Source organism: Epilithonimonas sp. (assembly GCF_036780765.1).
GTDB lineage: Bacteria > Bacteroidota > Bacteroidia > Flavobacteriales > Weeksellaceae > Epilithonimonas.
Window position 1 is genome coordinate 99,598 of sequence record NZ_DAIQCG010000001.1, and the last position, 26,783, is coordinate 126,380.

Below are 26,783 nucleotides of genomic sequence, written 5' to 3' on the forward strand. Positions count from 1 at the left end.
AGTCAGGAATTTTTGATATGGAAATTTATAAATGGTATGGCTCTGCCGCGCTTCCACTCTATTTAAAATCTCACGATAAAGTGACTAAAGTTCATTTCTAAAATGAAAACCTATAAAAACTTTGAGGATTATTTTTCTTATTTCGATAAAGAAATTATTGAGAAATTAGAACAAATCAGAACTGAAATTAAGAACGAAATTCCAGAAGTTGAGGAATGCATCAAATATGCAATGCCAACTTTTACTTTTAAGATTAAGAACTTAATTCATTTTGCGGCTTACAAAAATCATATTGGAATTTATCCTGGTTCAGAAGCGATTGTAGTTTTTGAAAAAGAATTGGAAAATTATAAGACTTCAAAAGGTTCTATTCAGATTCCTTTATCTTCAGAGCTTCCATTAGAATTAATTAATAAAATTGCGAATTACAGAAAATCCAAGATTCTCCAAAGCACAAAACCACTACAAATTAGTGGTTCAATTTAAATTTAGTTTCTATGAATTTTGATTTGGTTTTTTTCCGTGGCGTTGATAATTTTTGAGATGTCATCCGTCGAAAATTTTCCTTTCACATCTACGAAAATATTTTGATCATTATCATCATTTACGGTAATTATCATTCTCTTGATTAAGTCACTTGATTGTTGCGCATTGATGCTAATTAGTTGGCCTTGTTGTTTTAAAGACATCCATTCTTCGTAATTATTCTTAGTCAAATATTTCTGGAATTCTGCTTTTACAGGTGTTTTAGAGCTTTCTACAATCAGAACTTTTACATCGCTGATTTTCTTTACCAAGTCTATGACTTCCTGACTTTCTCCGTCTTCTCTCAAAGCATTTTTCACATAGGATTTCGCCAAGAAAGTAGGAACATTGATACTGACAAAAGTCGAACTTTCTTTAAATCCTGTATTATCAAAAAAGTCTGTGTGAACTTTATTTTGAGAAACCATACACGACTGAAGAAAAAAACCGACAATCGTCAAAATAATGATGTATAAGAATCGTATCATAGCTTTAGTTTTTAGTTGATTGAGTTTATTGTTGAACCTGTTCTTTCGCTGGCAGATTTGGTCACTTTAGAAGGATTCCCTCTGTATTGTACAGACGCGGCAGATGTTGCACTTGCTGTTAAACTTTCGGTTGTATTAATTTTCACACTTGAGCCGGAAGAAGCATCTACAACTGCAGATTTGGTTACGAAATCTCCTGCTGAGATAGAACTTCCACTACTTGCGCTGTAAACTCCAGAATCTGCTTTTCCTGTCAATTTGATTGAGCTTCCGCTGCTAGCTTCCAACGCTAGAGATTTAGTTTCAAGATTGAATTTCACGCTTACTCCAGAAGAAACATCCAATGCCGTGTTTGTAGAAACTTTAAAGCTTCCTGAAACCTGTGAACCAGATGAACAACTTGCGGCAAAAGTAGTCTCGCTAACCAGATTTATCGCTTTGAAAGTCGAACCAGATTTGGTAATCAATTTTGATAATTTTGGGCCGGAAACAATTACCTTTAGACTATTGAAATTCAAATTCTTAATACCTTTGTTTCTTACAAATATTTTCAAAATACCGTTTTCAACTTCTGTTATAACGTATTGTTGTTTTTCTGGCTCTACTTTTACAACCACACTTTGTTTTGGGCTTTGAGTGAATTCTACATCAACACCTGAAGAAGTTTCTATTCCGTTAAAGGCAGGAACATTTCTTTCGCTTCCAACATTGACATTGTCTGATTTGATAGTAGACACCGGATTTAATGAAGTGACATTTTTTGTTTCAGACATCAGGTTATTGACATCATCCATAGAGATTTTTCCGTCCAGCATCATCAGAACTGAGCTGTCATCTGACATAATGTTAAGAATCAGATTGTCCATCACATTGGCTGTAATATCCTGAGCCATAAACTTGATCTTCGCATCTTTACTGTTTACAGTTACCAGCTCTTCATACTTCATATTTTTAAGCGATGCGGCGATATCTTTCTCAATTTTTCCTTCGTTCACAATCGGGTTTTTGGATGTTCCGGATTTCTCAAGAACAAGCATTTTCAGTCCGTTAACTTTGCCTAAAAGTGGTTGGATCTTGCCTAGTTCTTCATCATCTATTTTAAGATTATTCAATAATTTGAACATAGGCTTCGCAATCTTGATAGATGTCACACCTTCTGTGTCCTGATATTTATCAAAGAGCTTATTAAGTTCTTCTGTTTGTCCGAAAATATTAGTGGACAGAAGAAATAATACGATGAATATTGATATTTTTTTCATAATAATTTTGGTCTATGCAATCGCTATTTTATTAGTACTAATTTTCAGAATTTTCTTTGACAGCGATTTTAATTAATGTTAAAAATTAAGAATCTTATAAAAATCAACAGTTTGATTTTGGGCAGATTCTGCGTGATTTATGGTTTGGGTAACGTTACTTGCGAAATAATTAAAAGTATCCTCTGTTATAGCAATAGCTTCCTGCTCATTGTAGATTGGTTTTCCATTGATGATAACATAATTCGGATTATAATCTGAATCTGAGTTTACTTGATTATGGGTTTGATAATCAGTTTTAATTTGTTTCGGCTGATGATGCGCCAATTGTGTTGTTGATTGTTGATTATCAACTGTATTTTTATTCTCTATTTCTGGCTTTTCTGGCTGTACATCTTGCTGAGCTAAAACCGACTGTTGAGTCTGAGTTTCTTCAACTGGAACAACTTTTGGAGCTTCAATTTTCTTAGGTTTTACAGTATGATTAGCAACTTGAGGTGCTATATTTTCAGGATTATTGAACATCCAAAGTCCTGTTATTCCCATCAACAGAACCAAACTCGCAGCCATCCAATACTGGGCATAAGATTTTTTCTTAACAATTGGAAGTGCAACTATTTTTGGCTCTTCAGTTTTCTTCAAGAAATCCTCGAAGCTTATATCCAATTTATCCTGTTTCTCTTCATTCAGAAAAGAAAAATAAGGATTATCGCTTTCGTTTTTGAGAAACAGATGTTCTTCCGGCGTCAGCTCTTCGCCTTCGAAGAATCTAGATTCCCAATCCTTGTATCTGTCTGTTTTCATATTCATAAAGTTGGTTAATTGATTCTTTCACTTTTTGTCTGGCTCTCATCAGGTTCACGCGGACTGCATTTTCCTCCATCTCCATAATTTCAGAAATCTCCGAAATCTCATATTCTTCGACATCTTTCAAGTGAATGACCATTTTTTGTTTCTCGGGCAGCTGGTTGATAAATCCCAAAATCTGCTCTCTCATATTATTTGTCTCTATCTGATAAAGTTCTGACTGATGTCTTGTCTGGCTTGCAAATCCGAGTTTCACTTCGTGGTGTTTCAAGCGGTTCAGACATTCGTTTTTCACACTTCGCAGCGCAAAACTTTTCAGATTTTCTACAACCATTAATTCATTTTTCTTTTGCCAGAACTTCATCATCAAATCCATTACAACATCTTCGGCTTCATCTGCGCTCATCAAAAACTTTTTCGCAAAACGATACATCTCATCTTTGAGAATGTAGACCGTTTGTTTAAAGTTGTCTTGAGTCATAGATTCAGGTTAATGTTTGAGGTTAAAAGCATTTATTCTTGAAACCTTTTAATTTCTTGGTTGTTTAAAAGTAAGACATTTGTCAATCAGAATTTATTACATCAAAAATAAAAAAAGAACTTTAATAATTATTAAAGTTCTGATAATCAATTTATTTAAAATAAAATATTTTTATATTTCTGCCGTTATGTTGTGTGGTTATTTATTCTCCAGAATTAACATTTGCCGAATCGGTTTCTGCCGAAGCTCCGTTAGGATTCATTGTTTTGTTGAATTTTTCCATTTCGAAAGGGAAATTTTCAAACAATCCAGATAATGACAATGCAGAATAAACTCTTTGTGAATATTTGTTTCCAATAGCAATAATCGTCACTTTAGATTTCAGAAGATGTGCAAAAACAGAATTGGTCCCGTGCCACCAACCATTATGATAAGTTAATTTTTCTCCATTATCGAATTCTTTCATTCGGAAACCTAAACCATAATTGTTGATTCCTTTTTTCTCGTTGCTGTAAGGTTCGAATATTTTATTGGCTAATTCAGGCTTCAAGAAATCTTTTGAAAATAATGCAACTGAAAAATTAAGTAAATCTTTTGGTGTGGTATAAACGTTTTTATCGCCATAAATCAAGTCCAGATTTGCCAATGGATACAATCTGAAACCGCTGTAGAATGATTGTGAAGCCGTCGGAATATCTTTTTTCTGGAATATAAACGTATGATTCATTTTCAGCGGTTTGAAAACAATCTCCTGCATCGCTTCCGGAAAAGCTGTTGCAGTCACTTTTTCTACAATCAGAGCCAACAAAGCGAAATTGGTGTTGCAGTACATAAAACCAGTGTTGGAAACTCGCGCTAATTCGGGCTTGTATTTAATCAACATATCCAAAACATCCTGATTCGTCAAAAATTCTTTTTTCAATTCCTCCGGAGCTGGTTTGATGCCTTGGTCAAAATGTTCATATTTCGGAAGTCCACTTCTTTGGGACAACAAACTGAAAACCGTAATATCTTTATAAGGGAATTTTGGAAAAAACTTAGTCAAATCATCTTCCAGCTTCAGCTTTCCAGCTTCAACCAATTTCAGAACAGCCATTGCTGTCATCGTTTTGCTGACCGAAGCTACGTGAAGTGGCGTATTTTCATCAATTGGTATTTGCATATTTTCTCTGCCAAAACCTCTGTATTTTTCGAAGATAATTTTATCACCTTTCGCAACAAGAATTCCACCACTTAGATCACCTTGTTCCCAAACTTTCTGATAATAATTATCGATGAGAGGGAGAATTGTAGACTCATTTTCTAAAGTAGACTCTGCCGGTGTAAATACTTTTGATAAATCTACATTACTGTAATTGGGAAGTTTGGATTGGTAAATTTCTGCTGTTTCTTCTTTTTGTTTTTTGCAGGAAATGATGGTTGCAACTGCTAAACTAACTGTAATTATTTTTCTAAAATTCATTGTTATCCAAACTTCGTTAAGGCTCGCAAGTTAACATAAAATGAGTCTTTAGAAGACACCAATTTTCTTAAGAATTGTTAAATGTGGAGAAATTTTTCGAGACTTAATTTTTAAAATCCGCAAGAATTTTATCAACAATCACCTGAGCCAATTTTTCTTTGCTCTGATGCGTCCAACCTCCAATATGTGGCGTAACAATCACTTTTTCAGAATCTAATAAATATTTCAAATCTTGATTTTCTGTTTCAAGATTTTCAAAAGATGACTTTTCGTATTCCAAAACATCCAGACAAGCACCTAAAACTTTGCCTGATTCAATTGCTTGTACTAAAGCTTTAGTTTTTAAATTTTTCCCACGAGCGGTATTGACGAAATAGAAATTATTTTCCATTTTTGAAATGAATTCCTCATCTATCAGATAATGAGTTTCATCTGTCAAAGGAATATGAAGACTCAGAATATCTGCTCTTTTTTGAAGTTCTTCCAAAGAAACTTGCGTTGCAAATTCGTCAGAGAGATTAGGTAAAATATCATAGAAAATAACTTTGACTCCAAAACCTGAAAGTCTTTTCGCCGTGGCTTTTCCCATATTGCCGTAACCGATGATTCCGAAAGTTTTCCCAAGCAATTCATCGCCACGATTTTCTTCGCGTTTCCAGATTCCGTTTTTCACTTCATTAGACGCTATGAATAATCTGTTCATTAGAATCAACAACATCCCGACAACGTGTTCCGCCACAGAATCTCGGTTTCCTTCCGGCGAATTAATTAATTTAATTCCTAAATCAGCAGCCGTTTCAATATCGATATTTTCCATTCCTGCGCCAACTCTCGCAATGAATTTGAGATGAGAAGCCTTAGTCAGAAAATTTTCGTCTAATGGGATTCTGCTTCGGATAATAATTCCTTCATAATTCTGGATTTTCTCCAAAACCTCATCATAACTGGAAGTATAATCTGCATCAAAAACAAAACCTTTTTCAGAAAGTTGTTCTTCTATTAATGGATGGTTGGTGTCTAATAATAAGATTTTCATAATTGATTATAAATGATAATTCATAATTGATAAAAAAGAAACGGAAGAAAAATCTTCCGTTGTCATTTATATCTCAATTTCTCCTGCAAACAATTTTTTCAATTCTACAGAATCTGTTGGTTTCATTCTTCCAGAAAGAATTAGTGATAATTCTTTTCTTCTGAGCGCTGCATCAAAACGTTTTAGTTCATCTTCTGTTTCCGGCTCAATTGTAGGAATCGGAATCGGACGATTGAACTCGTCCACCGCAACAAAAGTATAAATCCCCTCGTTTGTATGGATTTTTGTCTGATTAATCGGATCATCCAACCAAACATCCACGTAAACTTCCATTGATGTAGAAAACGCTCTGGAAACTTTGGATTCCAAAACTACAATTCCACCTTCCGGAATCGGATGATTGAAAGAAACGTGATTCACAGAAGCGGTTACAACTCTTCTTTCGCAATGTCTTGTTGCTGAGATAGAAGCCGCTCTGTCCATTCTTGACAACAGCTCGCCTCCGAAAAGATTTCTTAATGAATTGGTTTCGTTGGGCAGGACGATGTTCGTCATTACCGTAAGGCTATCTATTGGTTTTTTGGATTTTTGCATTAGTTGTAGGTTTTATACTATCTGTTTTTATAGAATCTTGTTTGGGAGCAACCAACACTTTTGGTTTCTCAACTGTTTTGACAATTTGTTTTGTCGGGATATTTGATGATTTTCCGAATATCAGTTCTTGGTCTCCAAAAAGAAAGAATGCTACTAACCCAACAACAATTACACTTAGAAAAGCCCAAATAACACTTTTATTAAGGGTATAATCTTCTGTAAAATTATTTTTTGATTTTAAAGTTTTAAGATGTTGCAAATCCACTTTTTCAAAACCAAAAACATCTTCATCATTATTTGTTACTTTAATAACCTTGTTATCTTCGTTTAATTGATATTGACCAAGATTTTCAAGATTCAGAACGGTTTCAGTCTGTAATTTCTGAAACCATTTTGCCACTTCATTTTTAAGGTTCATTTGAACTATAAAAAGATTCGTGTTGGTTTCATTAGCAATATGTTTCGCTAACTGACTGTCGTAACCAAATGGATTATATTCGAAAGTAACCGTTTCTTTCGGAGGAATAATAATAGAATTTTCTGCATCAATTTTTGCAGATTCCTTGGTAAGTTCAAAGACACCAAATTCCGGAACTTCTGCTCTATTATGCTTCAGAAGATATTGATATAAAAGATATTCAAAATTCATCGCCACAAAACTACATAATTTTTGATGTTAAAGAAAATATAAAAGGTTGCTTTTACAGCAACCTTCTTGATTTGATATGAATTAACTAAACTTAGTATGCAAATTTCACAACTTCTGAGATGTTGTTACCAGAAATCGTAGCCAAGAACATTCCTTTTTGAGAAAGGTTCAAGTCAATTGGACTTCCATTTGCGTTTATTTTTAAGGTCTTGATTACTTTTCCTCCAAAATCATAAACTGTGATATCCAGATTTCCTTTTGCAGAAGTAAATAATTTTCCAGCTGCAACCTGAGATTTTGTTTTTGAACCAACTTCAGATACGGCTAAGGTTGTCAAAGTTGTTGGCCCTTCAAGATCTCTGTCGCCAGATTGAAAGTCGGCTCCATTCGATTTGTTTTTAAAAACAACACCAATTCTTTGCACTACAGTTCCCTGTGGCATTGTAGAGTTGGAATTGGTAAAGAGCTTGGAATTGAGGTCAATAGTTCCAACGTAGGCATTTTCTGTAGCATCCCAGTTCATCATGGTGTTTGAGTTATTCCAAGAATCGTCGAAGTTTCCTTTGTCATTATCCCCATCTGACTGTGCAGACCAAACGTGGACATAGAATGTTGGATTACTTTGCGGATCGTAGAAACTCCAGTCTCCTGATTTTCCGTAAGTTAATTTATAAACACCATTCGTCACGGTATAAGTTAATTGTGCAGAAAGTGCAACACTTGCAAAAGCCGCAAGTGCTAAAGAATAGATTTTTTTCATTGATGTAAATTTTTAAGGTCTATATTTGATTTCAATGATTTTTATTCTTCATCAAAGAAATCTCTGTAAATCTAATATTAATTTTTTGTTAACAATAAAAAAGTTTACAAATAGACCTTAAAAATATACAACTTATTGATTTTCAGTATTTAAAATTTTATCTAAACTTCAAAGAAACCCCAAAAAGGAAGTTAATTCCGGCTTGCGCGAAGTAATATGGTCCACTAAAACCGTTGTTGACATACTTCGTATTGGTGAAATTATTTAACAAGAACCTCAAAGTCACTTCTTGTTTCTGAAAAGGCAATTTGTACGAAACATTGAAGTCCGGAACAAAATATGAATCCAGCTGATTTTCAAGGTCTCCAGTATTATCCAAGAATTGCTTCCCTACAAATTGTCCAGTAACTCCAAAATTCAAATTCTTAACAGGCGAATATTGAATATTGGCATTGGCAATGATACTTGGGGAGAAAGATATATCAGTATTCCCGTAGTCTTTCAAACCATCTTCTGTTTCCGAGTAAAAATTTTGGTTCTTATTCTCACTGATGGTCGCATTGGCCGAAATCTGAAGCTGGTCAGTAATTTTGGACAAAACTCCCAATTCTAGTCCTAATCGGTAACTTCTTCCACTATTTGTTCTAATGAATTCTCCAACGTTATTGATTTGACCGTTCAAAACCAACTGATTTTTGTAATACATATAGTAGGCATTGGCAGTCACAGCAACTTTTCCAATCTGCTGTTCCCAACCTGCTTCGAAATCGTGTAAGGTTTCTTCTTTTGTGGTCGGATTTGCAAAAAGATCATCTCGGTTTGGTTCGCGATGCGCATTGGCATAGGAAACGAATACTTTTCCGTTTTCAATATTGAAATTGACACCAACTTTGGGGTTGAAAAAAGTCCATTTTCTGTAAAGGTCTGCACCTTCACCATCGCCTTGTTGGACAATTTTTGTATCATAATTGATGTTTCTTAGTTGCAAATCGCCAAAAAATTCTAATTGGTTTAATTTATAAATAGCTTTGGCAAATCCAGAAACTTCGTTCTTCACCGAATTATTTCGGTAATATTCGTGTTCATCAATTTGGGGTAGAAAAACGCCAGTTACATTACCAAAATGTCTTCCGTAATACTGATTGGCAACTGCTCCGAAATTCAAATCAAGATTACCTAATTTCCCATATAAAGTAGAAATCACGCCATAAAAATCGTTGTCCAGCCATTTTTTTCTGATGAAATCTGAGGTTTTAATTTCTATTCCGTTGTCGATGATATTAGGCAAGTTGTATTTAGAGAACTTAGCATCTTGTTTGTAATTTTCATAATAACCTTTTCCTTTGGTATAATGTGCTGTGGTTTCTAATTTCCAATCATCAGAAAATCTCTGGTTCCATAATAACTGATAATGATTTTGCTTGTAATTATCTGTTTCATTATCATAAAAATCAACAATATTTTCCCAGTTTGCATCATAGATTGCTCCAGAATAATTGAATTTAGGGTTTGTTTCCCAAGTAGCTTTATCCACTCCATTCCAAGCTTGATATGTTTTCTCCTTTCCTCCGAAAGCCAAGAACCTCAGCTCCGTATTTTTTTCTTGAAACAAAGCAGAAAAATTATAGGAATGAAGATTAGAAAAAGCTCTGTCTATATAACCATCGGAATGGATATGTGTATATCTTCCCATCACAGACAAACGGTTTTTCCAAAATTTCCCAGAATTGATTTCTGCAGAATATTTGTACGTATTGAATGAACCATAAGAGTCATCAGATTTTACTGAAAATTCATCTGAGGGATCTTTGGAAATCACATTAACACTAGCTCCAAAGGCAGAAACCCCATTAGAAGAAGTTCCTACACCTCTCTGTATTACAATTTGTGAAGCAGAACTTGTGAGATCCGGAACATTCACAAAAAAAGTTCCTTGAGATTCGGAATCGTTGTACGGAACACCATTCATCATCACATTGACACTCGTTCCAGCAGTACCTCTAATTCTGAATCCTGTGTAACCAACGCCATTACCTGCATCAGAAGTAGAGATTACAGACATTTGGTTTTTCAAAAGAATCGGTAAATCTTGCCCAAGATTTTTATCTGCCAAATCTTTTTGGACATTAATAATTGCTTTTGCAGTTGGCGTTCTTTTGGTAAATTCTACAGCTTGGATATTCGTAACTTGTGTAGAATCTGTAGTTTGAGAAAAATAAAATGGAGTAACAAATACTCCTAAAAAAATAAATCCTTTCATTCTTTTAAATTTAATTGTTAAAATTTATGAGAATAAAAGGGGCGATTATGGTTATAAATGATTTGTGATGATTGATAAATGATTTTTTATAACGTTATTATTAATCATTTATTTTTTATCATTCATCATTAATAATGAATGTTTCCCTAAACAGCATTATCTGTTCCAGGTTCATTGGGTATAATCTCAGCTTGTTACAGCACCCCTTAAATTTCTGACCGCGAAATTAGAAAAATTTTAATTAATATGCGTGATTATTTTTATTGATGTAAAAATACTCGTTCCCATCTTTTGAAACTTCAAACAAATTAGCAGTTTTCCAGCTCAAATTAGTTTTAATATCGTCGTAAATAAATGGAATCACGATTTGATTATTTTTATTAATTACACCAAACTTATTATCCAAAACAGCTACGATCATTGGATTTTCTTTGTCACTATCCAAAACATATAACATCTGATATTGTGGATAGATTTCAAATTCTTTATAATTTTTATAATCAACACTTTCTTTGCTTACTAAACCATAAAAACCATTCATTACAAAAGCTTTATACTTGGGAGATTCATAAGGGGAAACACATTTGCCTAAATCTTCTTTTTTATACCGATAAACTCGCTTTCCTTTTCTGTCTATTCTGTAGGAAATTTGATTTTTTTCAACCATTGCATAATCAGACGAACCATAAATTCTAACTTTTTTGTTAGGAGAATTCAGTAAGTTACAATCTTCGGAAAAGAACATTGCTATTTGATATTCAGCAGGTATTACTATTTTACCGGATTGGTTGATGTAACCTTTTTTCTGATTGATTGTTTGAGGAATAAGCGCAGGAATAGCCGTATCCTTTATTTGAGAATATGCCACAAAAAAGAAGCCTGTTAGACATAAGCTTAATAAATTTTTCATCGTTGGTTTGTGAGTTAGAAATTTTCGAAAATACCCTTATAACAATCGGTATTTCTGAGTAACGAAAATAATAAAACTATTATTAATAATACTAAAAAAAACAATTTACTTTTCATTAAACGATGAAACTTGCTGGTTTTAGTATAAGCTCTGGTAAACTTAAACACCAAGATTAATAATACAAAAGGAATTGCTATTACAAATAGAGGATTGTAGCAGAATGCCTTTAAAAATCTAAAATGAAGCAACTCGTGAAAAGCTCTCTGCACACCGCAACCCGCACAATCATAACCAGTTAATTCTTTTAACGGACATTTTAGAAAATATGAACTTTTTGACGGATCAAAGAAAAAATAAACAGAAATCAAAATCAGGAAAAAGACAAAAATGCCTATTTCTTTTTTTCTATTTCTAATTAATTGATTGATTTCCAAAATAATAAAACCTATTATATTTCGATTCTCAAAATAGAAATTATTATGATAAAAATATAAAATATAGATAAAAGACATCTAATTTATTTCCAATCTAAATTATTCTACTCTTAAAAAAGCGCAGAATTTCGTAAATTTGGGCAAATTTAATGAGAAATTAAATTTCATTGATAGAATCAGAAATTTATTTAAAATAACAAACTGAAACTATCTCATTGCACATAGATTTTGTTCCTATCCCAAGCTTTCAATAGTAACAAATCTTCTAATTAAAGAATGAAAAGACTTCTATTATTATGAATTATCAGGATTACATCCAAGAGATTGAAGAAAGAAAAAACCAAGGGCTTCATCCAAAGCCAATTGATAGCGCTGATTTATTAAGCGAGATCATTTCACAAATCAAAGACACGAATAACGAATACAGAGCAGATTCTCTTAAATTTTTTATTTATAACACTTTACCGGGAACTACAAGTGCTGCAGGCGTAAAAGCTAAGTTTTTAAAAGAAATCATCTTAGGCGAATCTGCCGTAGAAGAAATCACGCCATCTTACGCATTCGAGTTATTATCTCATATGAAAGGTGGTCCTTCTATAGAAGTGTTACTTGATTTAGCTTTAGGTAACAATGAAAACATTGCCCAACAAGCAGCTGAAGTTCTTAAAACTCAGGTTTTCTTATATGATGCTGATACAGCACGTTTGAAAGAAGCTTATGAAGCGGGTAATATAATTGCTAAAGAAGTTTTAGAAAGCTATGCAAAAGCAGAATTTTTCACGAAGCTTCCTGAAGTTGCAGAAGAAATTAAAGTGGTTACTTTCATCGCTGGTGAAGGAGATATTTCAACAGATTTATTATCTCCAGGAAATCAAGCGCACTCGCGTTCAGACAGAGAACTGCACGGTAAATGTATGATTACGCCTGAAGCTCAGGACGCAATCAAAATGCTTCAAACTCAACATCCAGACGCAAGCGTAATGCTGATTGCAGAAAAAGGGACAATGGGTGTTGGTTCATCTCGTATGTCTGGTGTAAACAACGTAGCACTTTGGACAGGAAAACAGGCAAGCCCTTATGTTCCTTTCGTAAACATCGCTCCAATCGTAGCTGGAACAAACGGTATTTCGCCAATTTTCTTAACAACTGTTGATGTAACCGGAGGTATCGGAATCGATTTACAAAACTGGGTTAAGAAAACTGACGAAAACGGAAATCCTATTCGTAATGAAAATGGCGATATTGTTTTGGAAGAAAAATATTCTGTGGCTACAGGAACTGTTCTTACAATCAACACTAAAGAAAAAAAATTATACAACGGAGAAACTGAATTGAAAGATATTTCAAAATCATTCACTCCGCAAAAATTAGAATTCATCAAAGCTGGTGGTTCTTATGCGATCGTTTTTGGTAAAAAAATCCAGACTTTTGCGGCTAAAACTTTAGGAATTACAGCTCCAACGGTTTTCGCACCTTCTAAAGAAATTTCTATCGAAGGACAAGGTCTTACTGCTGTTGAAAAAATCTTCAACAGAAATGCAGTTGGTGTGACTGAAGGTAAATTATTGCACGCAGGTTCTGACGTTCGTGTAGAAGTAAACATCGTTGGTTCTCAGGACACGACAGGTTTGATGACTTCTCAGGAATTGGAATCTATGGCTGCAACGGTAATTTCTCCAATTGTTGACGGAGCTTATCAATCAGGATGTCACACGGCTTCGGTTTGGGATAAAAAAGCGCAGGCTAATATTCCTAAATTAATGAAATTTATGAACGATTTCGGAGTTATCACAGCTCGTGACCCGAAAGGTGAATACCACGCAATGACAGACGTTATTCACAAAGTTCTTAACGATATTACGGTTGACGAATGGGCAATCATCATCGGAGGTGACTCTCACACAAGGATGTCAAAAGGTGTAGCTTTCGGAGCTGACTCTGGAACGGTAGCTTTGGCTTTGGCAACAGGTGAAGCTTCAATGCCTATTCCTGAATCTGTAAAAGTAACGTTCAAAGGCGATATGAAAGAGCATATGGATTTCCGTGATGTGGTTCACGCAACTCAGGCTCAGATGTTGAAGCAATTTGACGGAGAAAATGTTTTCCAAGGAAGAATCATTGAGGTTCACATCGGAACTCTTCCTGCTGACCAAGCTTTTACATTCACAGACTGGACTGCAGAAATGAAAGCTAAAGCTTCAATCTGTATTTCTGAAGACGATACTTTGATTGAATCTTTGGAAATTGCGAAAAGCAGAATCCAGATTATGATTGACAAAGGAATGGACAATCACAATCACGTTCTTCAAGGCCTAATCAATAAAGCAAACAAGAGAATCGAGGAAATCAGAACAGGTGACAAACCTGCTTTAACTCCGGATGCTAATGCTAAATATTATGCTGAAGTTGTTGTTGACCTAGACATCATCGTTGAGCCAATGATTGCTGATCCGGATGTAAACAACGATGACGTTTCTAAGAGATATACTCACGATACTATCAGAGACCTTACTTATTATGGTGGCGAAAAGAAAGTTGACCTTGGTTTCGTAGGTTCTTGTATGGTTCACAAAGGCGATTTGAAAATCGTTTCTCAGATGTTGAGAAATCTTGAAAAGCAAAATGGTAAAGTAGAATTCCAAGCTCCATTGGTAGTTGCGGCTCCTACTTATAACATTATTGACGAGTTGAAAGCTGAAGGTGACTGGGAATTATTGGAAAAATATTCTGGGTTCGAATTCAACGATGCAGCTCCAAAAGGCGAAGCTCGTACACAGTATGAAAATATGATGTACCTTGAGCGTCCAGGTTGTAACCTTTGTATGGGTAACCAAGAAAAAGCTGAGAAAGGAGATACAGTTTTAGCAACTTCTACCCGTCTTTTCCAAGGAAGAGTTGTGGAAGATTCTGAACGTAAAAAAGGAGAATCTCTATTGGCATCTACTCCGGTTGTTGTACTTTCTGCAATTATCGGGAGAATTCCAAGCATTGAAGAATACAAAACAGCTGTTGAAGGAATTGATTTAACGACTTTCGTTCCGTCAATTAAAGAATTGGTGACAGTTGGTCATTAATTTTTAGACTAAAGTTTTAATATATAATGGAAGATTTCTTTTGAAGTCTTCCATTTTTTTTGTTTAGAATCTTTCTATTTTAATTGCTTTAATATTTTTTTAACCTAGGTCAAGATCAAAGACTTTATTTTTTCCTTAACTTCATACTTTCAAAATATTAATATCATTCATTATAATTAATCCTTTATTTACGAGTATAGGAATGGAATTTGATGAATTGTATTGAATTAAAATTTCCTGCTTTACTATAAAAAAGCGGAACCAATAAGAATAAAAAATATCGAGATATGACTTTTGACTTGGATATGATCAAAAAAGTTTATTCTGATTTCGAAAACAGAGTAAACGAAGCAAGAGCTTTTATGGGAAGACCTCTTACTTATTCCGAAAAAATTCTTTGCGCCCACCTTTTTTCTTCACAGACAAAAGAAGCTTTTAAAAGAGGAGAATCTTATGTAGACTTTGCTCCAGATAGAGTGGCAATGCAGGATGCGACGGCTCAGATGGCGCTTTTACAATTTATGCAGGCAGGAAAGAAAAAAGTCGCAGTTCCTTCAACAGTTCACCTAGATCATTTGATTCAAGCAAGAGTTGGATCTGCAACTGATTTGGTAGATGCCAATAACAAAAACAACGAAGTTTATCAGTTTTTAGAATCCGTTTCCAACAAATACGGCATTGGATTTTGGAAAGCCGGCGCAGGAATCATTCACCAAGTAGTTTTAGAAAACTATGCTTTCCCTGGTGGAATGATGATTGGAACCGATTCTCACACTGTAAATGCTGGTGGACTTGGAATGGTGGCGATCGGAGTTGGTGGCGCAGATGCTGTAGACGTAATGGCAGGAATGGCTTGGGAACTTAAATTCCCGAAAATGATTGGTGTTAAATTGACAGGAAAACTTAATGGTTGGACTGCTCCAAAAGATATTATCCTAAAAGTGGCTGGAATTCTTACTGTAAAAGGTGGAACAGGTGCGATTGTAGAATATTTTGGAGAAGGTGCAAACTCGCTTTCTTGTACTGGAAAAGGTACGATTTGTAATATGGGTGCAGAAATCGGGGCAACAACTTCTATTTTCGAATACGACCAAAATATGAGCAAATATCTACGTTCAACAGATAGAGAAGATTTGGCTGATGCAGCTGATGCTGTTGCTCACGTTTTGAAAGCCGATCCAGAAGTACACGCTAATCCAGAGAAATATTACGATGAAGTGATTGAGATTAATCTTGATACTTTGGAACCTTATCTTAATGGACCTTTCACACCAGATTTGGCAACTCCTATTTCGCAAATGAAAGAAATTGCTGAGAAAAACGGTTGGCCAACAAAAATCGAAGTGGGGTTGATTGGTTCTTGTACCAACTCATCTTATGAAGATATCGCAAGAGCAGCTTCTGTGGCTAAACAAGCTAAAGAAAAAAATCTTGAAGTAAAAGCAGAATATACAATCACTCCAGGTTCAGAACAAGTTAGATTTACGGTAGAAAGAGATGGTTTCTTGAAAACTTTTGACGAAATTGGAGGTAAAGTTTTCGCTAATGCCTGCGGACCTTGTATTGGACAATGGGCTCGTGAAGGTGCTGAAAAACAAGAAAAAAACACAATTGTTCACTCCTTCAACAGAAACTTCTCAAAAAGAGCAGATGGAAATCCAAATACTTATGCTTTCGTAGGATCGCCGGAATTGGTAACAGCTTTGGCAATTGCAGGAGATTTAAGATTCAATCCTTTAACAGATAAATTAAAAAATAAAGATGGCGTCGAAGTTCTTTTGGATCAGCCAAGTGGAGACGATTTACCAAAATTAGGATTCGATGTCGATGATCCGGGTTACATTGCACCGGCTGAAGATGGCTCTAATGTTGAAGTTATTGTTTCCCCAACATCTGACAGATTGCAAATTCTAGAAGCATTCCCAGCTTGGGACGGATTGAATATCACAGGTGCAAGATTATTAATCAAAGCCTATGGCAAATGTACTACCGACCACATTTCTATGGCTGGACCTTGGTTGAAGTACAGAGGACATCTTGACAACATTTCCAACAATATGTTGATAGGTGCCGTAAATGCTTTCAATATGGAAACCAACAAGGTCAAAAATGCATTGGACGGCCAATACAAACCAGTTCCAGATTCTGCAAGACAATATAAAGCAGCAGAAATTCCAACTATTGTTGTAGGAGACGAGAATTATGGTGAAGGTTCTTCCAGAGAACACGCTGCGATGGAACCTAGACATCTTGGTGTAAGAGCGGTTTTGGTTAAGTCTTTTGCCAGAATCCACGAAACGAACCTTAAGAAACAAGGGATGCTGGCGTTGACATTTGACAACAAGGAAGACTATGATAAAATCCAGGAAGATGACACCATTAATTTCTTAGATCTGGATCAATTTGCGCCAAATAAACAATTGACTTTGGAGTTTGTTCACGCTGATGGAACTAAGGATATTGTAAAAACCAACCATACCTATAATACTGGGCAAATTGCTTGGTTCAAAGCAGGCTCCGCACTTAATCTAATTAAAGCAATGGAAAAAGAAAGTTAAAAAACTCTTTTTTTACACAGATAAAAAAAGTCTCACAGATTTTGTGAGACTTTTATTTTACGCTTTATTTTCTTCTGCTTGAGGTTGTTCCGGTCTGCAGAACTTAGATTCGAATCTCTGTTTCCACATTTCCTTAAACTTTTCACGTTCTTCTTCGCTTACACAAAACTGTGTTTCGAATTTTTGTTTCCAGTTTTCTCTCATATTCTGATCTGGTTCAAAATTATTGCGTCTTTTGAACTTTTCTTTGGCACCACTGAAGCCACCAAACAAAATCTTTGACAACAATAATAATCCCAAAGATTGCCAATAATTAATAGCTTTCACACCTAAAATATCAGGAAGTAGCGCATTCCAAAGCCATTGGAAAAACCATACAAATAATCCCATTGCAGCAACCATACAAGGAATTACTAACCAAAATTTCTTTTTATTTCTGTTCATTTCTTTAATATTAATCTTTCAAATCATCATAAAGACTTTGTAATCTTTTGCGCAAATGTTTTACAGCATATGATTTTCTACTAATGATTGTTTTTATGTTCTCGCCTTCTTCGTCAGCAATTTCTTGTAAAGTTTTATCTTCCAACTCGTTTTGGATGTAAACTCGTTTTTGTTTTTCTGGCAATTCATCCAGAGCTTTCATCAGCTCGTTCCAAAACATTTCTTTGAAAACACCAAGTTCCGGACTATTACTATCATCAGCCAACAGAATATCTTTGACGTTCAGTTCGCCATTTTCGTCCTGATAAACAAAATCTTCCAGAGATTCACTTTTCTTTTTTCTGTAACTGTCGATGATTTTGTTTCTGGTAACCGAATACAACCAAGCGCCAACATTTTCTAGCTCGTTTAAGTTAGTCAATCGGCTGGTTTGAAACCAAACTTCCTGCAGAATATCTTCTGCATCTTCTGTCTTTGCTACTTTAGAATTGATAAAGCGCAAGAGCTGTGAACCGTAATTTTTCACGACTTCCGTAATCGATGCAGATTTTTTTTCGGCCATTGGCTGTAAAGATAGCGACTCCATATGAATATGACGCTGCAGAAAAATTTTTACCTTAAAATTTTTTGTAAAATCATTGTTTTTTCAGTTTCAGGAAAAATTCGGATTTATAGGTTACTCCGATTGGGATTTCTATTTCAGAATTTATGGAGATATTTTTCAAGTTGGCCAAAGAAGCTCCGAATTTGCTCAATTAAGAGAAGAAAGAAGAAACTTCTACTTTATAAAACAAACAACCGAAAGAAATACTTTCGGTTGTTCTTAATTTATTTTTCACAAGCTCGCCAGACTGCATCATTCTGCGGAACTGGCGCGATGATTTCGATATTTTCTTTGGTCACAGGATGTACAAATTGTAATTTCCTTGCGTGAAGCGAAATCCCGCCATCAGAATTGGAACGTGGCGCACCATATTTCAAATCACCTTTTATCGGAACTCCCATTTTTGAAAGTTGCGCACGAATCTGATGATGTCTTCCTGTTTCCAAATCAACTTCCAGCAAAAGATAATTATCTAAGGATTTAATCAAATTATAAGTCAAAATCGATTCTTTCGCGCCTTCTGTTGCTTTTGGATAGACAATCGCTTTGTTGTTTTTCTCATTCTTCTTGAGATAATGAACTAATCTTTGAGAATTCGGAATCATCTCTTTACCTACAACTGCCCAATACGTTTTTTTGATTTCCCGATTTTTTACCATTTGAGTCAATCGGGAAAGCGCTTTGGAAGTTTTTGCATAGATGACTAATCCCGAAGTTGGCCTGTCAATTCTATGAACCAAACCAAGAAAAACACTGCCCGGTTTATCATCTCTTTTTTTGATGAAATCTTTAATCAATTCAAGCAAAGATAAGTCACCGGTTTTATCGCCTTGAACCAATTGTCCGGCTTTTTTGTTGATGACCATCATATGATTGTCTTCATAAACGATTTGGGAATCGTTAAAATTTTGATTCATTATTGATGTTGTTTTAGTAGCCATTTCGGAATCTCGTCCACGAGCTCTGCCGAAAGAATATTGTTGTGATATTTGTCTTTGTATTCCCAAAGAAAAACTTTGCCTTTAGATTTCATTTCATCAAAAAACTTGAAATTACTCTGAGGAAAATTATCTGTATCCAAACTTCCGTGAACAATCCAAATTGGTATATCAATAAGTTCATTCATTTTATCAAACTGAGAAATTCCGGAAACATTAATCGCTGAAGCAAACAAATCTGGTCTTTTGGAAATCGCGTTGGAAGTTGTAGCGCCTCCCATTGAGAAACCCATTACGTAGATTCTGTCTCGGTCAATATTTTCATTAATGATTAAAGAATCAATTGACTTCAAAACTAAATCCAAATGTTCATTAGACTCAGAAACTATGACATTCCTGTTTTCGTCGAGATGATAATTAGATGAACGGATCGGAAATTGAGGCGCTAAAACATAAACAGGGTATTGTTCTCTGTTTTCCTGCAACAGCCACATTTTGGACAAAACGCCCATTTGAGAAGTGTTATTTATACCAATTGCGCCGGAACCATGAAATACCAAAACCAATGGATATTTTTTATTCTTTTCAATTGTTTGTGGTTTCAGAAAACGATAATTCACAGCGACTTTTCCATTATCAAATTTCCCAGCCTTGAAATCAGAATAATCCAAACTCTTGATATATTTGATTCTGACTAGTGATTGTAAGGAATCAGCTTTATCGTGAATCTCCGTTTTAGTTCCATACTTCATTTTCTGCGATGTGCAGGAAAATAGAAATAGGAATCCAAATAAAATTATTAAAAGTTTAATAGCTTTCTTTGTCATTTGGAAATTCTGAGCTTTTCACATCTTTCACATACTGAGAAACTGCTCCTGTAATTTCTGTATAAAGGTCAAGATATCTTCTCAAGAATTTTGGAGAAAAACCTTGATTCATCCCAACCATATCGTGGTAAACCAAAACCTGCCCGTCACAATCTGGTCCAGCTCCAATTCCAATAGTAGGAATAGAAATACTTTCCGAAGCTTTTTTGGCAAGCGCTGCAGGAATTTTTTCCAAAACAACAGCGAAACATCCTAATTCTTCCAATAATTTACAGTCAGCAATCAATTTCTCAGCTTCAGCATCTTCTTTAGCTCTTACTTTGTAAGTCCCGAATTGATAGATACTTTGAGGTGTCAAACCTAGATGTCCACAAACCGGAATTCCTGCATTCACGATTTTTCTAATAGATTCTTCGATCTCTTTTCCTCCTTCTATTTTGATGGCGTGTGCGCCACCTTCTTTCATCATTCTCACTGCAGAATCCAAAGCTTTCTCAGGATTACTCTGATACGTTCCGAAAGGTAAATCTGCCACAACCAAAGCCCTTTCTACACCACGAACAACACATTGTGTATGATAAATCATTTGGTCAAGTGTAATTGGCAAAGTCGTTTCGTGACCAGCCATTACGTTCGCTGCAGAATCTCCGATTAATATAGAATCTACACCGCCTGCGTCTACCATTTTCGCTGTTGTAAAATCGTAAGCTGTCAGCATTGTAATCTTTTCCTTATCGAATTTCATTTTTCGTAAGGTTTCAGTCGTGATTTTTTTAATTTCAGAATGTACAGACATAAGAATTATTAATGATAAATTATAAGTTATAAATGATTAAAAATGAAAATGATGATTGAAATCAACCATCACTTATCCTTTATCGTTTATATAACCACGTGACCCAATTTGATTAATTTTTCTCTGTTAAGGATTTTGATATTTCTACCTTCTACAGAAATCAAATCATCTTGTTTGAATTCGGAAATCAATCTGATAGCACTTTCGGTTGCAGTTCCAATCAGGTTGGCGATTTCTTCTCTGGTCAAAGAGATTTTGATGAAACCTTCTGGATCAGTTCCCAGCTTTTGTTCCAGCAAAACTAGGATTTCTGCTAGTCTTTCTCTTACAGTTTTTTGTGCTAAGAAAGTTACTGTGTTTGCAGATTCGCCTAATTCGTAAGCGATTTTTTGAAGCATTGCATACGACAATTTTGGGTCAACTTCTAACAATTTTAGGAAAATATCAGACGGTAAAAACTGAACTTTCATTGGTGTCATTGCTTCTGCTTTAGCTTGAAAATTCTCACCACAAAGCAAAGAACGGTAACCTATCAAATCGTTTTCTTTACAGAATCTAAGAATCTGGTCTTTACCATAAACACCTGATTTCGATAATTTTGCAGTTCCTTTTTCGATAAAATAGACACCTTTCGGCGACTCACCATCGTCGAAGACGACATCACCTTTTGAGAATTCCAGAACTTTGAGGGCATTGCTGTAAACTTCAAAATCTTCGGGATTAAGACTTTCGCGCAAAGATTCTTTGTTAAATGCTTTTGAGAAATTTTCTTCTATAACCAATTGTTGTTCAAGAGACATACCTATGACATTTGTCAGCAAAAATAAGACTTTTTAACACTACATACCAAGATTTTTGACGTAATTTTGCAATCCAAATATCTGAGTATTTTTTAATGGCAGAACAATGCTTTCACTGCGGTCAGAAAATCGACAAAGAAAGACTTCTTTTCGATGAGAAAATCTTTTGCTGCAACGGTTGTCAATCGGTTTATGAAATTCTGAATTTTCACAATCTCGACAATTTTTACAATATCAATAAAAATTCCGGAATCCGACCGAGCAATGAGAACAATGCTCAGTTCGATTATCTGGACACGCCTGAAATTTTCACTAAAGTTGTTGATTTTTCCGAAGGCGGAACTACGCTTGTCACATTCAAAATTCCTGTAATCCATTGTTCTTCTTGCATTTGGTTATTGGAAAGCCTTCATACCATCAATAACAAAATCAAATATTCTCAGGTTAATTTCACAAGAAAGACGGTTCAAATTTCTTTCAAAGAAGATGAAATAAAACTGAGTGAAGTTGCAAAATTCCTGACCAATCTTGGTTACAAACCAGTGATTAATCTAGAAACGGCAGAAAAAAAACAGGATAAACTTGACAAAAGCTTATTAATCAAATTAGCTGTTGCTGGTTTCGCTTTCGGAAATGGAATGTTTTTCAGTTTCCCCGAATATGTTTCTGGAGATGACGTTTGGTTTCATTCTTTCAAACATTTATTCAGAATTATTTTATTCTGCCTAGCAACAGCGGTTGTATTTTATTCCGCTTCAGATTATTACAAATCCGCTTGGTATGGTTTAAAGAATAAAATCATTAACATCGATGTCCCGATTGTTTTGGGAATCTTTGTTCTTTATGGCAGAAGTATCTACGAAGCCGTAACCGATTATGGACCAGGCTATTTCGATACACTTTGCGGATTATTATTCTTTATGTTGCTTGGAAAAACGTTCCAGAAAAGAACTTACAACTCATTATCCTACGACAGAGATTACAAATCTTTCTATCCAATTGCCGTTACCAAAGTTGACTTTGATGGAAAGCAGGAAAATATTTTGTTGTCCGATTTGGCTGTTGGCGACAGAATTATGGTTAGAAATCAGGAAATCATTCCAGTAGATTCGATTTTAATTAAAGGCGAAGGAAATATTGACAACAGCTTTATCACTGGAGAATCTGCTCATATTTCCAAAAAACCTGGCGACAAAATTTTTGCCGGCGGAAAACAATCAGGTTCGATTTTGGAACTTGAAGTGATTAAAAGTGTTGACCAAAGTTACCTGACTCAACTTTGGAACAAAGAAGCGTTTAAAAAGTTCGAAACCGGTCTTGACACTATGACCAATACGATTAGTAAATATTTCACATTCATCATTTTAGGAATCACTTTAATTGCCGGAATATATTGGTCAACTATTGATTTTGAAAAAATGTTCCAAGTGATTTCTGCTATTTTAATTGTTGCTTGTCCCTGTGCATTAGCTTTGTCTGCGCCGTTTACTTTCGGTCATATCATGAGAATTCTTGGTCGAAATAAATTCTATGTAAAAGACACTTTAACTATAGAAAGACTGGCAAAAGTTGACACTTTGGTTTTCGATAAAACAGGAACTATTACTGAGAATAAAAAGACGAATATCACTTTCATTGGAACAAAAATCGAGGAATTTGATTTGAAAAACATCAAATCTTTGCTTAAAAACTCCAATCATCCGCTTTCAAAATCGCTTTACGATTTCATTGAAGTGAATGACGATTATTTTGAAATTGAAGATTTTGAAGAGATTTCCGGAAAAGGTTACCAAGGAAAGGTAAGAGGAATTATTTATAAAATTGGTTCTGCGAGTTTCACGGGAGAAAAATCCCAGAATATGGAAACTGCGGTTTACATTAGCAAAAATGGAGAATTCATCGGGAAATTTATCTTCAAAAATGAATATCGAAATAATCTGGCTCAGCTTTTTATCAACCTGAAAAATTACGGAATCAATATTTTGAGTGGTGATAATTCTTCAGAAAAACCAATTTTGGAAAAACTGATTCCATCAATTTCTGAAATGAAATTCAATCAAAACCCTGAAAACAAACTGGATTTCATCAAAAAACTACAAGACGAAGGTAAAAAAGTAGCGATGCTTGGCGACGGATTGAATGATGCAGGCGCTTTAAAACAAAGCAATGTTGGAATCGCTATCGCAGATGACAGTAACTCTTTTACACCATCTTCTGATGTGATTATGAACGGCGAAAAAATCCCTGAACTGGATAAATTTTTGAAGCTTTCCAAAGATGCTATCAAAATTGTAAAATTCACATTCATAATTAGTTTATGTTACAATGTTATTGGAGTGGGGTTTGCAGTTTCAGGACATATGCATCCACTTTTTGCTGCGATTTTTATGCCTTTGAGTTCTGTAACTGTAGTTACATTCACAACACTTTCAACTTGGCTTAGAAGTTCTAAATATTTTAAGATAAACATTTAGAACAGCTTTATTTAGAGTGATTATAAATTATCCATATTTTGACCATTCTGACCAAAGTCAGTAATTTTCACTAAATTTGACGACTGTTTTATCTTAAATTTGCGAGCAGATATGGAGATTCTCTATTTAATGATTATTTGCAGCGTTTCTTTAGCTGCTATCTTCTTGGTTATCTTTATAATTGGAGCAAAAAAAGGACAGTTTGAAGATGATGAATCGCCTGCCGTTAGAATTTTATTTGACGACGAGGTAAAGACAGATAAGGAGACAGAAACTCCTAAAAATGAAAATGAATAATTGCTATTTGTAGATATGGAAACACAAAAATTTAGTTATGACAACGGGATTGTTCGCGCCTTTCTTATTGCGACAGTCGTTTTCGGTTTAGTAGGTTTTTTATTGGGACTTACAGCTGCGTTGTTACTATTTTATCCTGAATTACCAGAATTTTTCTTGGGAACAGACGACCCAACAATCAAAACTTTGCGTAGCGAAGGCATGCAGGGCTTGATTAACTCTCAAGGTGCATTTGGATTCGGACGTATTAGAATGCTTCACACAAGTGCAGTAATTTTCGCATTTGTTGGAAACAGCTTCTTCTCCGGATTTTATTACTCAATCCAAAGACTATTAAAAACAAGAATGTGGAGTGACACGTTATCTTGGATTCACTTCTGGGGCTGGCAGTTAATGCTTGTATCTGTTGTTATTACGTTCTTTATGGGTATTAATACCTCAAAAGAATATGCAGAACACGAGTGGCCAATCGATATCTTGATTACTTTGGTTTGGTTGGTTTTTGGTTTCAATATGTTTGCTACTATAGCAATCAGAAGAGTAAGACACTTGTATGTTGCAATTTGGTTCTATATCGGAACTTGGGTTGCAGTAGCAATGCTTCATATCTTCAACAACTTAGAAGTTCCATTATCTTTCACAGGATGGAAATCATATTCTGCTTACGCAGGTGTAAAAGATGCATTAGTACAATGGTGGTATGGTCACAATGCGGTTGCATTCTTCTTGACTACGCCAGTTCTTGGAATGATGTATTACTTTGTACCAAAAGCGGCTGACAGACCAGTTTTCTCATACAAATTATCAATTATCCACTTCTGGTCATTAATCTTTGTATATATATGGGCTGGTCCACACCACCTACAATATACTTCTCTACCAGCTTGGGCTCAAGCAGTAGGAACAGGTTTCTCTATTATGTTGATTGCACCATCTTGGGGTGGTATGTTGAATGGGCTTCTTACTCTAAGAGGAGCTTGGGATAAAGTAAGAGAAAATCCGGTTCTTAAATTCTTTGTAGTAGCTGTAACTTGTTATGGTATGGCAACTTTTGAAGGTCCACTTTTGGCAACGAAAACAGTAAACAAAGTTGGTCATTTTACCGATTGGGTTATTGGTCACGTTCACTTAGGTGCCCTTGGATGGAATGGATTTATGGCATTTGGTGTTATATATTACTTAGTTCCAATAATGTGGAGAACCAAATTGTGGTCTGTAAAATTAGCCAACTGGCATTTTTGGTTAGGAACATTCGGAATTATTTTCTACGCAGTTCCATTGTACATCTCAGGATTTACACAAGGTTTGATGTGGAAACAATTTAATCCAGATGGGACTTTAGTTTATAAAAACTGGTTGGATACCGTAACTGCAATTCTTCCATATTTCAAAATGAGATTCGTTGGTGGATTGTTATATTTCTCTGGTGCAATTCTTATGGTTGTGAACTTAGTTGCTACAGCTAGAAAAGGTTCATTCCAAAAAGAAGTTTCTGCAGAAGCACCAGCTTTGGCAAATGTAAAAAAAGGAAGAAAAGAGGGCGAAACTTTCCACCTTTGGTTAGAAAGAACACCCCTTTATTTATCAATATTATCTTTCATTGTATTAGCAATTGGTGGGGCTTTGGAAATCCTTCCTACCATATTTGTAAAAGACAATGTTCCTACAATTTCTGCAGTTAAACCGTATTCTCCGTTAGAGTTAGAAGGTAGAGACATTTATATTAGAGAAGGCTGTAATGCTTGTCACTCTCAGATGATTCGTCCTTTCCGTGATGAGGTTGTAAGATTCAACGGTAAAAATGGACAATACTCTAAAGCTGGAGAATTCATCTATGACAGACCATTCCTTTGGGGTTCTAAAAGAACAGGTCCGGATTTGCAGAGAGAAGGTGGCGCAAGACCAGATTCTTGGCACTTCAAACATATGTATAACCCAAGGTCTACATCTGCAGGTTCTATTATGCCTAGATATCCTTGGTTGATTGAAAATACACTTGACAGAAGCAAATCTAAAGCTAAGTTGGAATTGATGAAAAATACTTTTGATGTTCCTTATACAAAAGCTCAAATCGATACGATGGATTCCTGGATGAATAACCAAGCCAACGCGATTGTGAAGAATGTATTCTCAGAGGCTGCCGATGTTAAAAAATCTTTTGCAGAAACTAAAGAAGCAAAAACAAAAGCTGGCGAGCAATTTGTACCACTTGAGAAGAGAGAAATCGTAGCATTGATCTCTTACTTACAAAGATTGGGAACTGATATCAAAACAACTGAAGTCAAAACCGCTAGTAATTAAAATATAAA

General features: G+C 35.1%; 24 protein-coding genes. 6 read left to right on the plus strand and 18 right to left on the minus strand.

Annotated features, from left to right (window positions below; all coding sequences use genetic code 11):
• Window positions 1-102 precede the first annotated feature (102 nt).
• The gene (locus V7P73_RS00500) at window positions 103-486 is read left to right on the plus strand and encodes an iron chaperone (protein ID WP_333850555.1); all 384 of its coding nucleotides are present in this window, start codon (window positions 103-105) and stop codon (window positions 484-486) included.
• A gap of 2 nt (window positions 487-488) precedes the next feature.
• Here the strand turns inward: V7P73_RS00500 and V7P73_RS00505 are convergent, their stop codons facing one another.
• The 12 genes from V7P73_RS00505 to V7P73_RS13950 all read right to left on the minus strand — a co-directional run bounded on the left by V7P73_RS00505 (window position 489) and on the right by V7P73_RS13950 (window position 11,740).
• Window positions 489-1,013: a DUF4252 domain-containing protein gene (locus V7P73_RS00505; RefSeq protein WP_333850557.1), complete on the minus strand. Its 525-nt coding sequence runs from the start codon at window positions 1,011-1,013 to the stop codon at window positions 489-491.
• Between the two features lie 11 nt (window positions 1,014-1,024).
• Entirely contained in the window at window positions 1,025-2,272 is a 1,248-nt protein-coding gene (locus V7P73_RS00510; protein WP_333850558.1) for a DUF4252 domain-containing protein, read from the minus strand.
• Window positions 2,273-2,350: 78 nt separating this feature from the next.
• Window positions 2,351-3,073: a hypothetical protein gene (locus V7P73_RS00515; RefSeq protein ID WP_333850559.1), complete on the minus strand. Its 723-nt coding sequence runs from the start codon at window positions 3,071-3,073 to the stop codon at window positions 2,351-2,353.
• Window positions 3,039-3,557, minus strand: coding sequence for a sigma-70 family RNA polymerase sigma factor (locus V7P73_RS00520; RefSeq protein ID WP_333850561.1), 519 nt, complete (start codon window positions 3,555-3,557; stop codon window positions 3,039-3,041). Before V7P73_RS00520 ends, V7P73_RS00515 begins: the two co-directional genes overlap by 35 nt.
• A 202-nt stretch (window positions 3,558-3,759) precedes the next feature.
• Window positions 3,760-5,019 (minus strand): serine hydrolase domain-containing protein, encoded by a 1,260-nt coding sequence (locus V7P73_RS00525; protein ID WP_333850562.1) that lies wholly within the window; start codon window positions 5,017-5,019, stop codon window positions 3,760-3,762.
• Window positions 5,020-5,122: 103 nt separating this feature from the next.
• A complete protein-coding gene (locus V7P73_RS00530; RefSeq protein ID WP_333850564.1) occupies window positions 5,123-6,055 on the minus strand; it encodes a 2-hydroxyacid dehydrogenase in 933 nt (310 codons plus the stop codon).
• A 66-nt stretch (window positions 6,056-6,121) separates the two neighbouring features.
• Window positions 6,122-6,649 carry an acyl-CoA thioesterase gene (locus V7P73_RS00535; protein WP_313098669.1) on the minus strand — a complete coding sequence of 176 codons (528 nt, stop codon included), beginning with the start codon at window positions 6,647-6,649 and terminating at the stop codon, window positions 6,122-6,124.
• Window positions 6,621-7,298 (minus strand): hypothetical protein, encoded by a 678-nt coding sequence (locus tag V7P73_RS00540; protein ID WP_333851527.1) that lies wholly within the window; start codon window positions 7,296-7,298, stop codon window positions 6,621-6,623. Before V7P73_RS00540 ends, V7P73_RS00535 begins: the two co-directional genes overlap by 29 nt.
• 91 nt (window positions 7,299-7,389) lie before the next feature.
• The gene (locus V7P73_RS00545; RefSeq protein ID WP_313098667.1) at window positions 7,390-8,058 is read right to left on the minus strand and encodes a T9SS type A sorting domain-containing protein; all 669 of its coding nucleotides are present in this window, start codon (window positions 8,056-8,058) and stop codon (window positions 7,390-7,392) included.
• A gap of 157 nt (window positions 8,059-8,215) precedes the next feature.
• Window positions 8,216-10,318 (minus strand): TonB-dependent receptor, encoded by a 2,103-nt coding sequence (locus V7P73_RS00550; RefSeq protein ID WP_333850568.1) that lies wholly within the window; start codon window positions 10,316-10,318, stop codon window positions 8,216-8,218.
• A 241-nt stretch (window positions 10,319-10,559) separates the two neighbouring features.
• Window positions 10,560-11,228, minus strand: a complete 669-nt coding sequence (locus V7P73_RS00555; protein WP_333850570.1) for a WG repeat-containing protein — start codon at window positions 11,226-11,228, stop codon at window positions 10,560-10,562.
• Window positions 11,229-11,242: 14 nt separating this feature from the next.
• Window positions 11,243-11,740 (minus strand): DUF2752 domain-containing protein, encoded by a 498-nt coding sequence (locus V7P73_RS13950; RefSeq protein WP_442896948.1) that lies wholly within the window; start codon window positions 11,738-11,740, stop codon window positions 11,243-11,245.
• Window positions 11,741-11,958: 218 nt separating this feature from the next.
• On the opposite strand from V7P73_RS13950, the gene V7P73_RS00560 reads away from it, so the two are divergent.
• Window positions 11,959-14,736 (plus strand): bifunctional aconitate hydratase 2/2-methylisocitrate dehydratase, encoded by a 2,778-nt coding sequence (locus V7P73_RS00560; protein WP_442896949.1) that lies wholly within the window; start codon window positions 11,959-11,961, stop codon window positions 14,734-14,736.
• Between the two features lie 287 nt (window positions 14,737-15,023).
• Window positions 15,024-17,294, plus strand: a complete 2,271-nt coding sequence (locus V7P73_RS00565; protein WP_333850572.1) for an aconitate hydratase — start codon at window positions 15,024-15,026, stop codon at window positions 17,292-17,294.
• Window positions 17,295-17,351: 57 nt separating this feature from the next.
• Here V7P73_RS00565 and V7P73_RS00570 read toward each other — a convergent pair whose 3' ends face one another.
• The 6 genes from V7P73_RS00570 to V7P73_RS00595 all read right to left on the minus strand — a co-directional run bounded on the left by V7P73_RS00570 (window position 17,352) and on the right by V7P73_RS00595 (window position 21,703).
• Window positions 17,352-17,738, minus strand: a complete 387-nt coding sequence (locus V7P73_RS00570) for a hypothetical protein (protein ID WP_333850574.1) — start codon at window positions 17,736-17,738, stop codon at window positions 17,352-17,354.
• A 10-nt stretch (window positions 17,739-17,748) separates the two neighbouring features.
• Window positions 17,749-18,324, minus strand: coding sequence for an RNA polymerase sigma factor (locus V7P73_RS00575; RefSeq protein ID WP_312421319.1), 576 nt, complete (start codon window positions 18,322-18,324; stop codon window positions 17,749-17,751).
• A gap of 242 nt (window positions 18,325-18,566) precedes the next feature.
• Window positions 18,567-19,259 (minus strand): RluA family pseudouridine synthase, encoded by a 693-nt coding sequence (locus tag V7P73_RS00580; RefSeq protein WP_333850578.1) that lies wholly within the window; start codon window positions 19,257-19,259, stop codon window positions 18,567-18,569.
• Window positions 19,259-20,032, minus strand: a complete 774-nt coding sequence (locus V7P73_RS00585; protein WP_333850579.1) for an alpha/beta fold hydrolase — start codon at window positions 20,030-20,032, stop codon at window positions 19,259-19,261. The genes V7P73_RS00580 and V7P73_RS00585 overlap by 1 nt, the downstream gene beginning before the upstream one ends.
• 55 nt (window positions 20,033-20,087) lie before the next feature.
• The gene (panB, locus tag V7P73_RS00590; protein WP_312421307.1) at window positions 20,088-20,903 is read right to left on the minus strand and encodes a 3-methyl-2-oxobutanoate hydroxymethyltransferase; all 816 of its coding nucleotides are present in this window, start codon (window positions 20,901-20,903) and stop codon (window positions 20,088-20,090) included.
• 86 nt (window positions 20,904-20,989) lie between these two features.
• Window positions 20,990-21,703, minus strand: a complete 714-nt coding sequence (locus V7P73_RS00595) for a Crp/Fnr family transcriptional regulator (RefSeq protein ID WP_333850581.1) — start codon at window positions 21,701-21,703, stop codon at window positions 20,990-20,992.
• Between the two features lie 95 nt (window positions 21,704-21,798).
• On the opposite strand from V7P73_RS00595, the gene V7P73_RS00600 reads away from it, so the two are divergent.
• The 3 genes from V7P73_RS00600 (at window position 21,799) to ccoN (ending at window position 26,775) form a co-directional block, all read left to right on the plus strand.
• The gene (locus V7P73_RS00600; RefSeq protein ID WP_333850583.1) at window positions 21,799-24,177 is read left to right on the plus strand and encodes a heavy metal translocating P-type ATPase; all 2,379 of its coding nucleotides are present in this window, start codon (window positions 21,799-21,801) and stop codon (window positions 24,175-24,177) included.
• Between the two features lie 111 nt (window positions 24,178-24,288).
• A complete protein-coding gene (ccoS, locus tag V7P73_RS00605) occupies window positions 24,289-24,474 on the plus strand; it encodes a cbb3-type cytochrome oxidase assembly protein CcoS (protein WP_074236302.1) in 186 nt (61 codons plus the stop codon).
• A gap of 15 nt (window positions 24,475-24,489) precedes the next feature.
• A complete protein-coding gene (ccoN, locus tag V7P73_RS00610; protein WP_333850586.1) occupies window positions 24,490-26,775 on the plus strand; it encodes a cytochrome-c oxidase, cbb3-type subunit I in 2,286 nt (761 codons plus the stop codon).
• The last annotated feature ends 8 nt before the right edge of the window (window positions 26,776-26,783 follow it).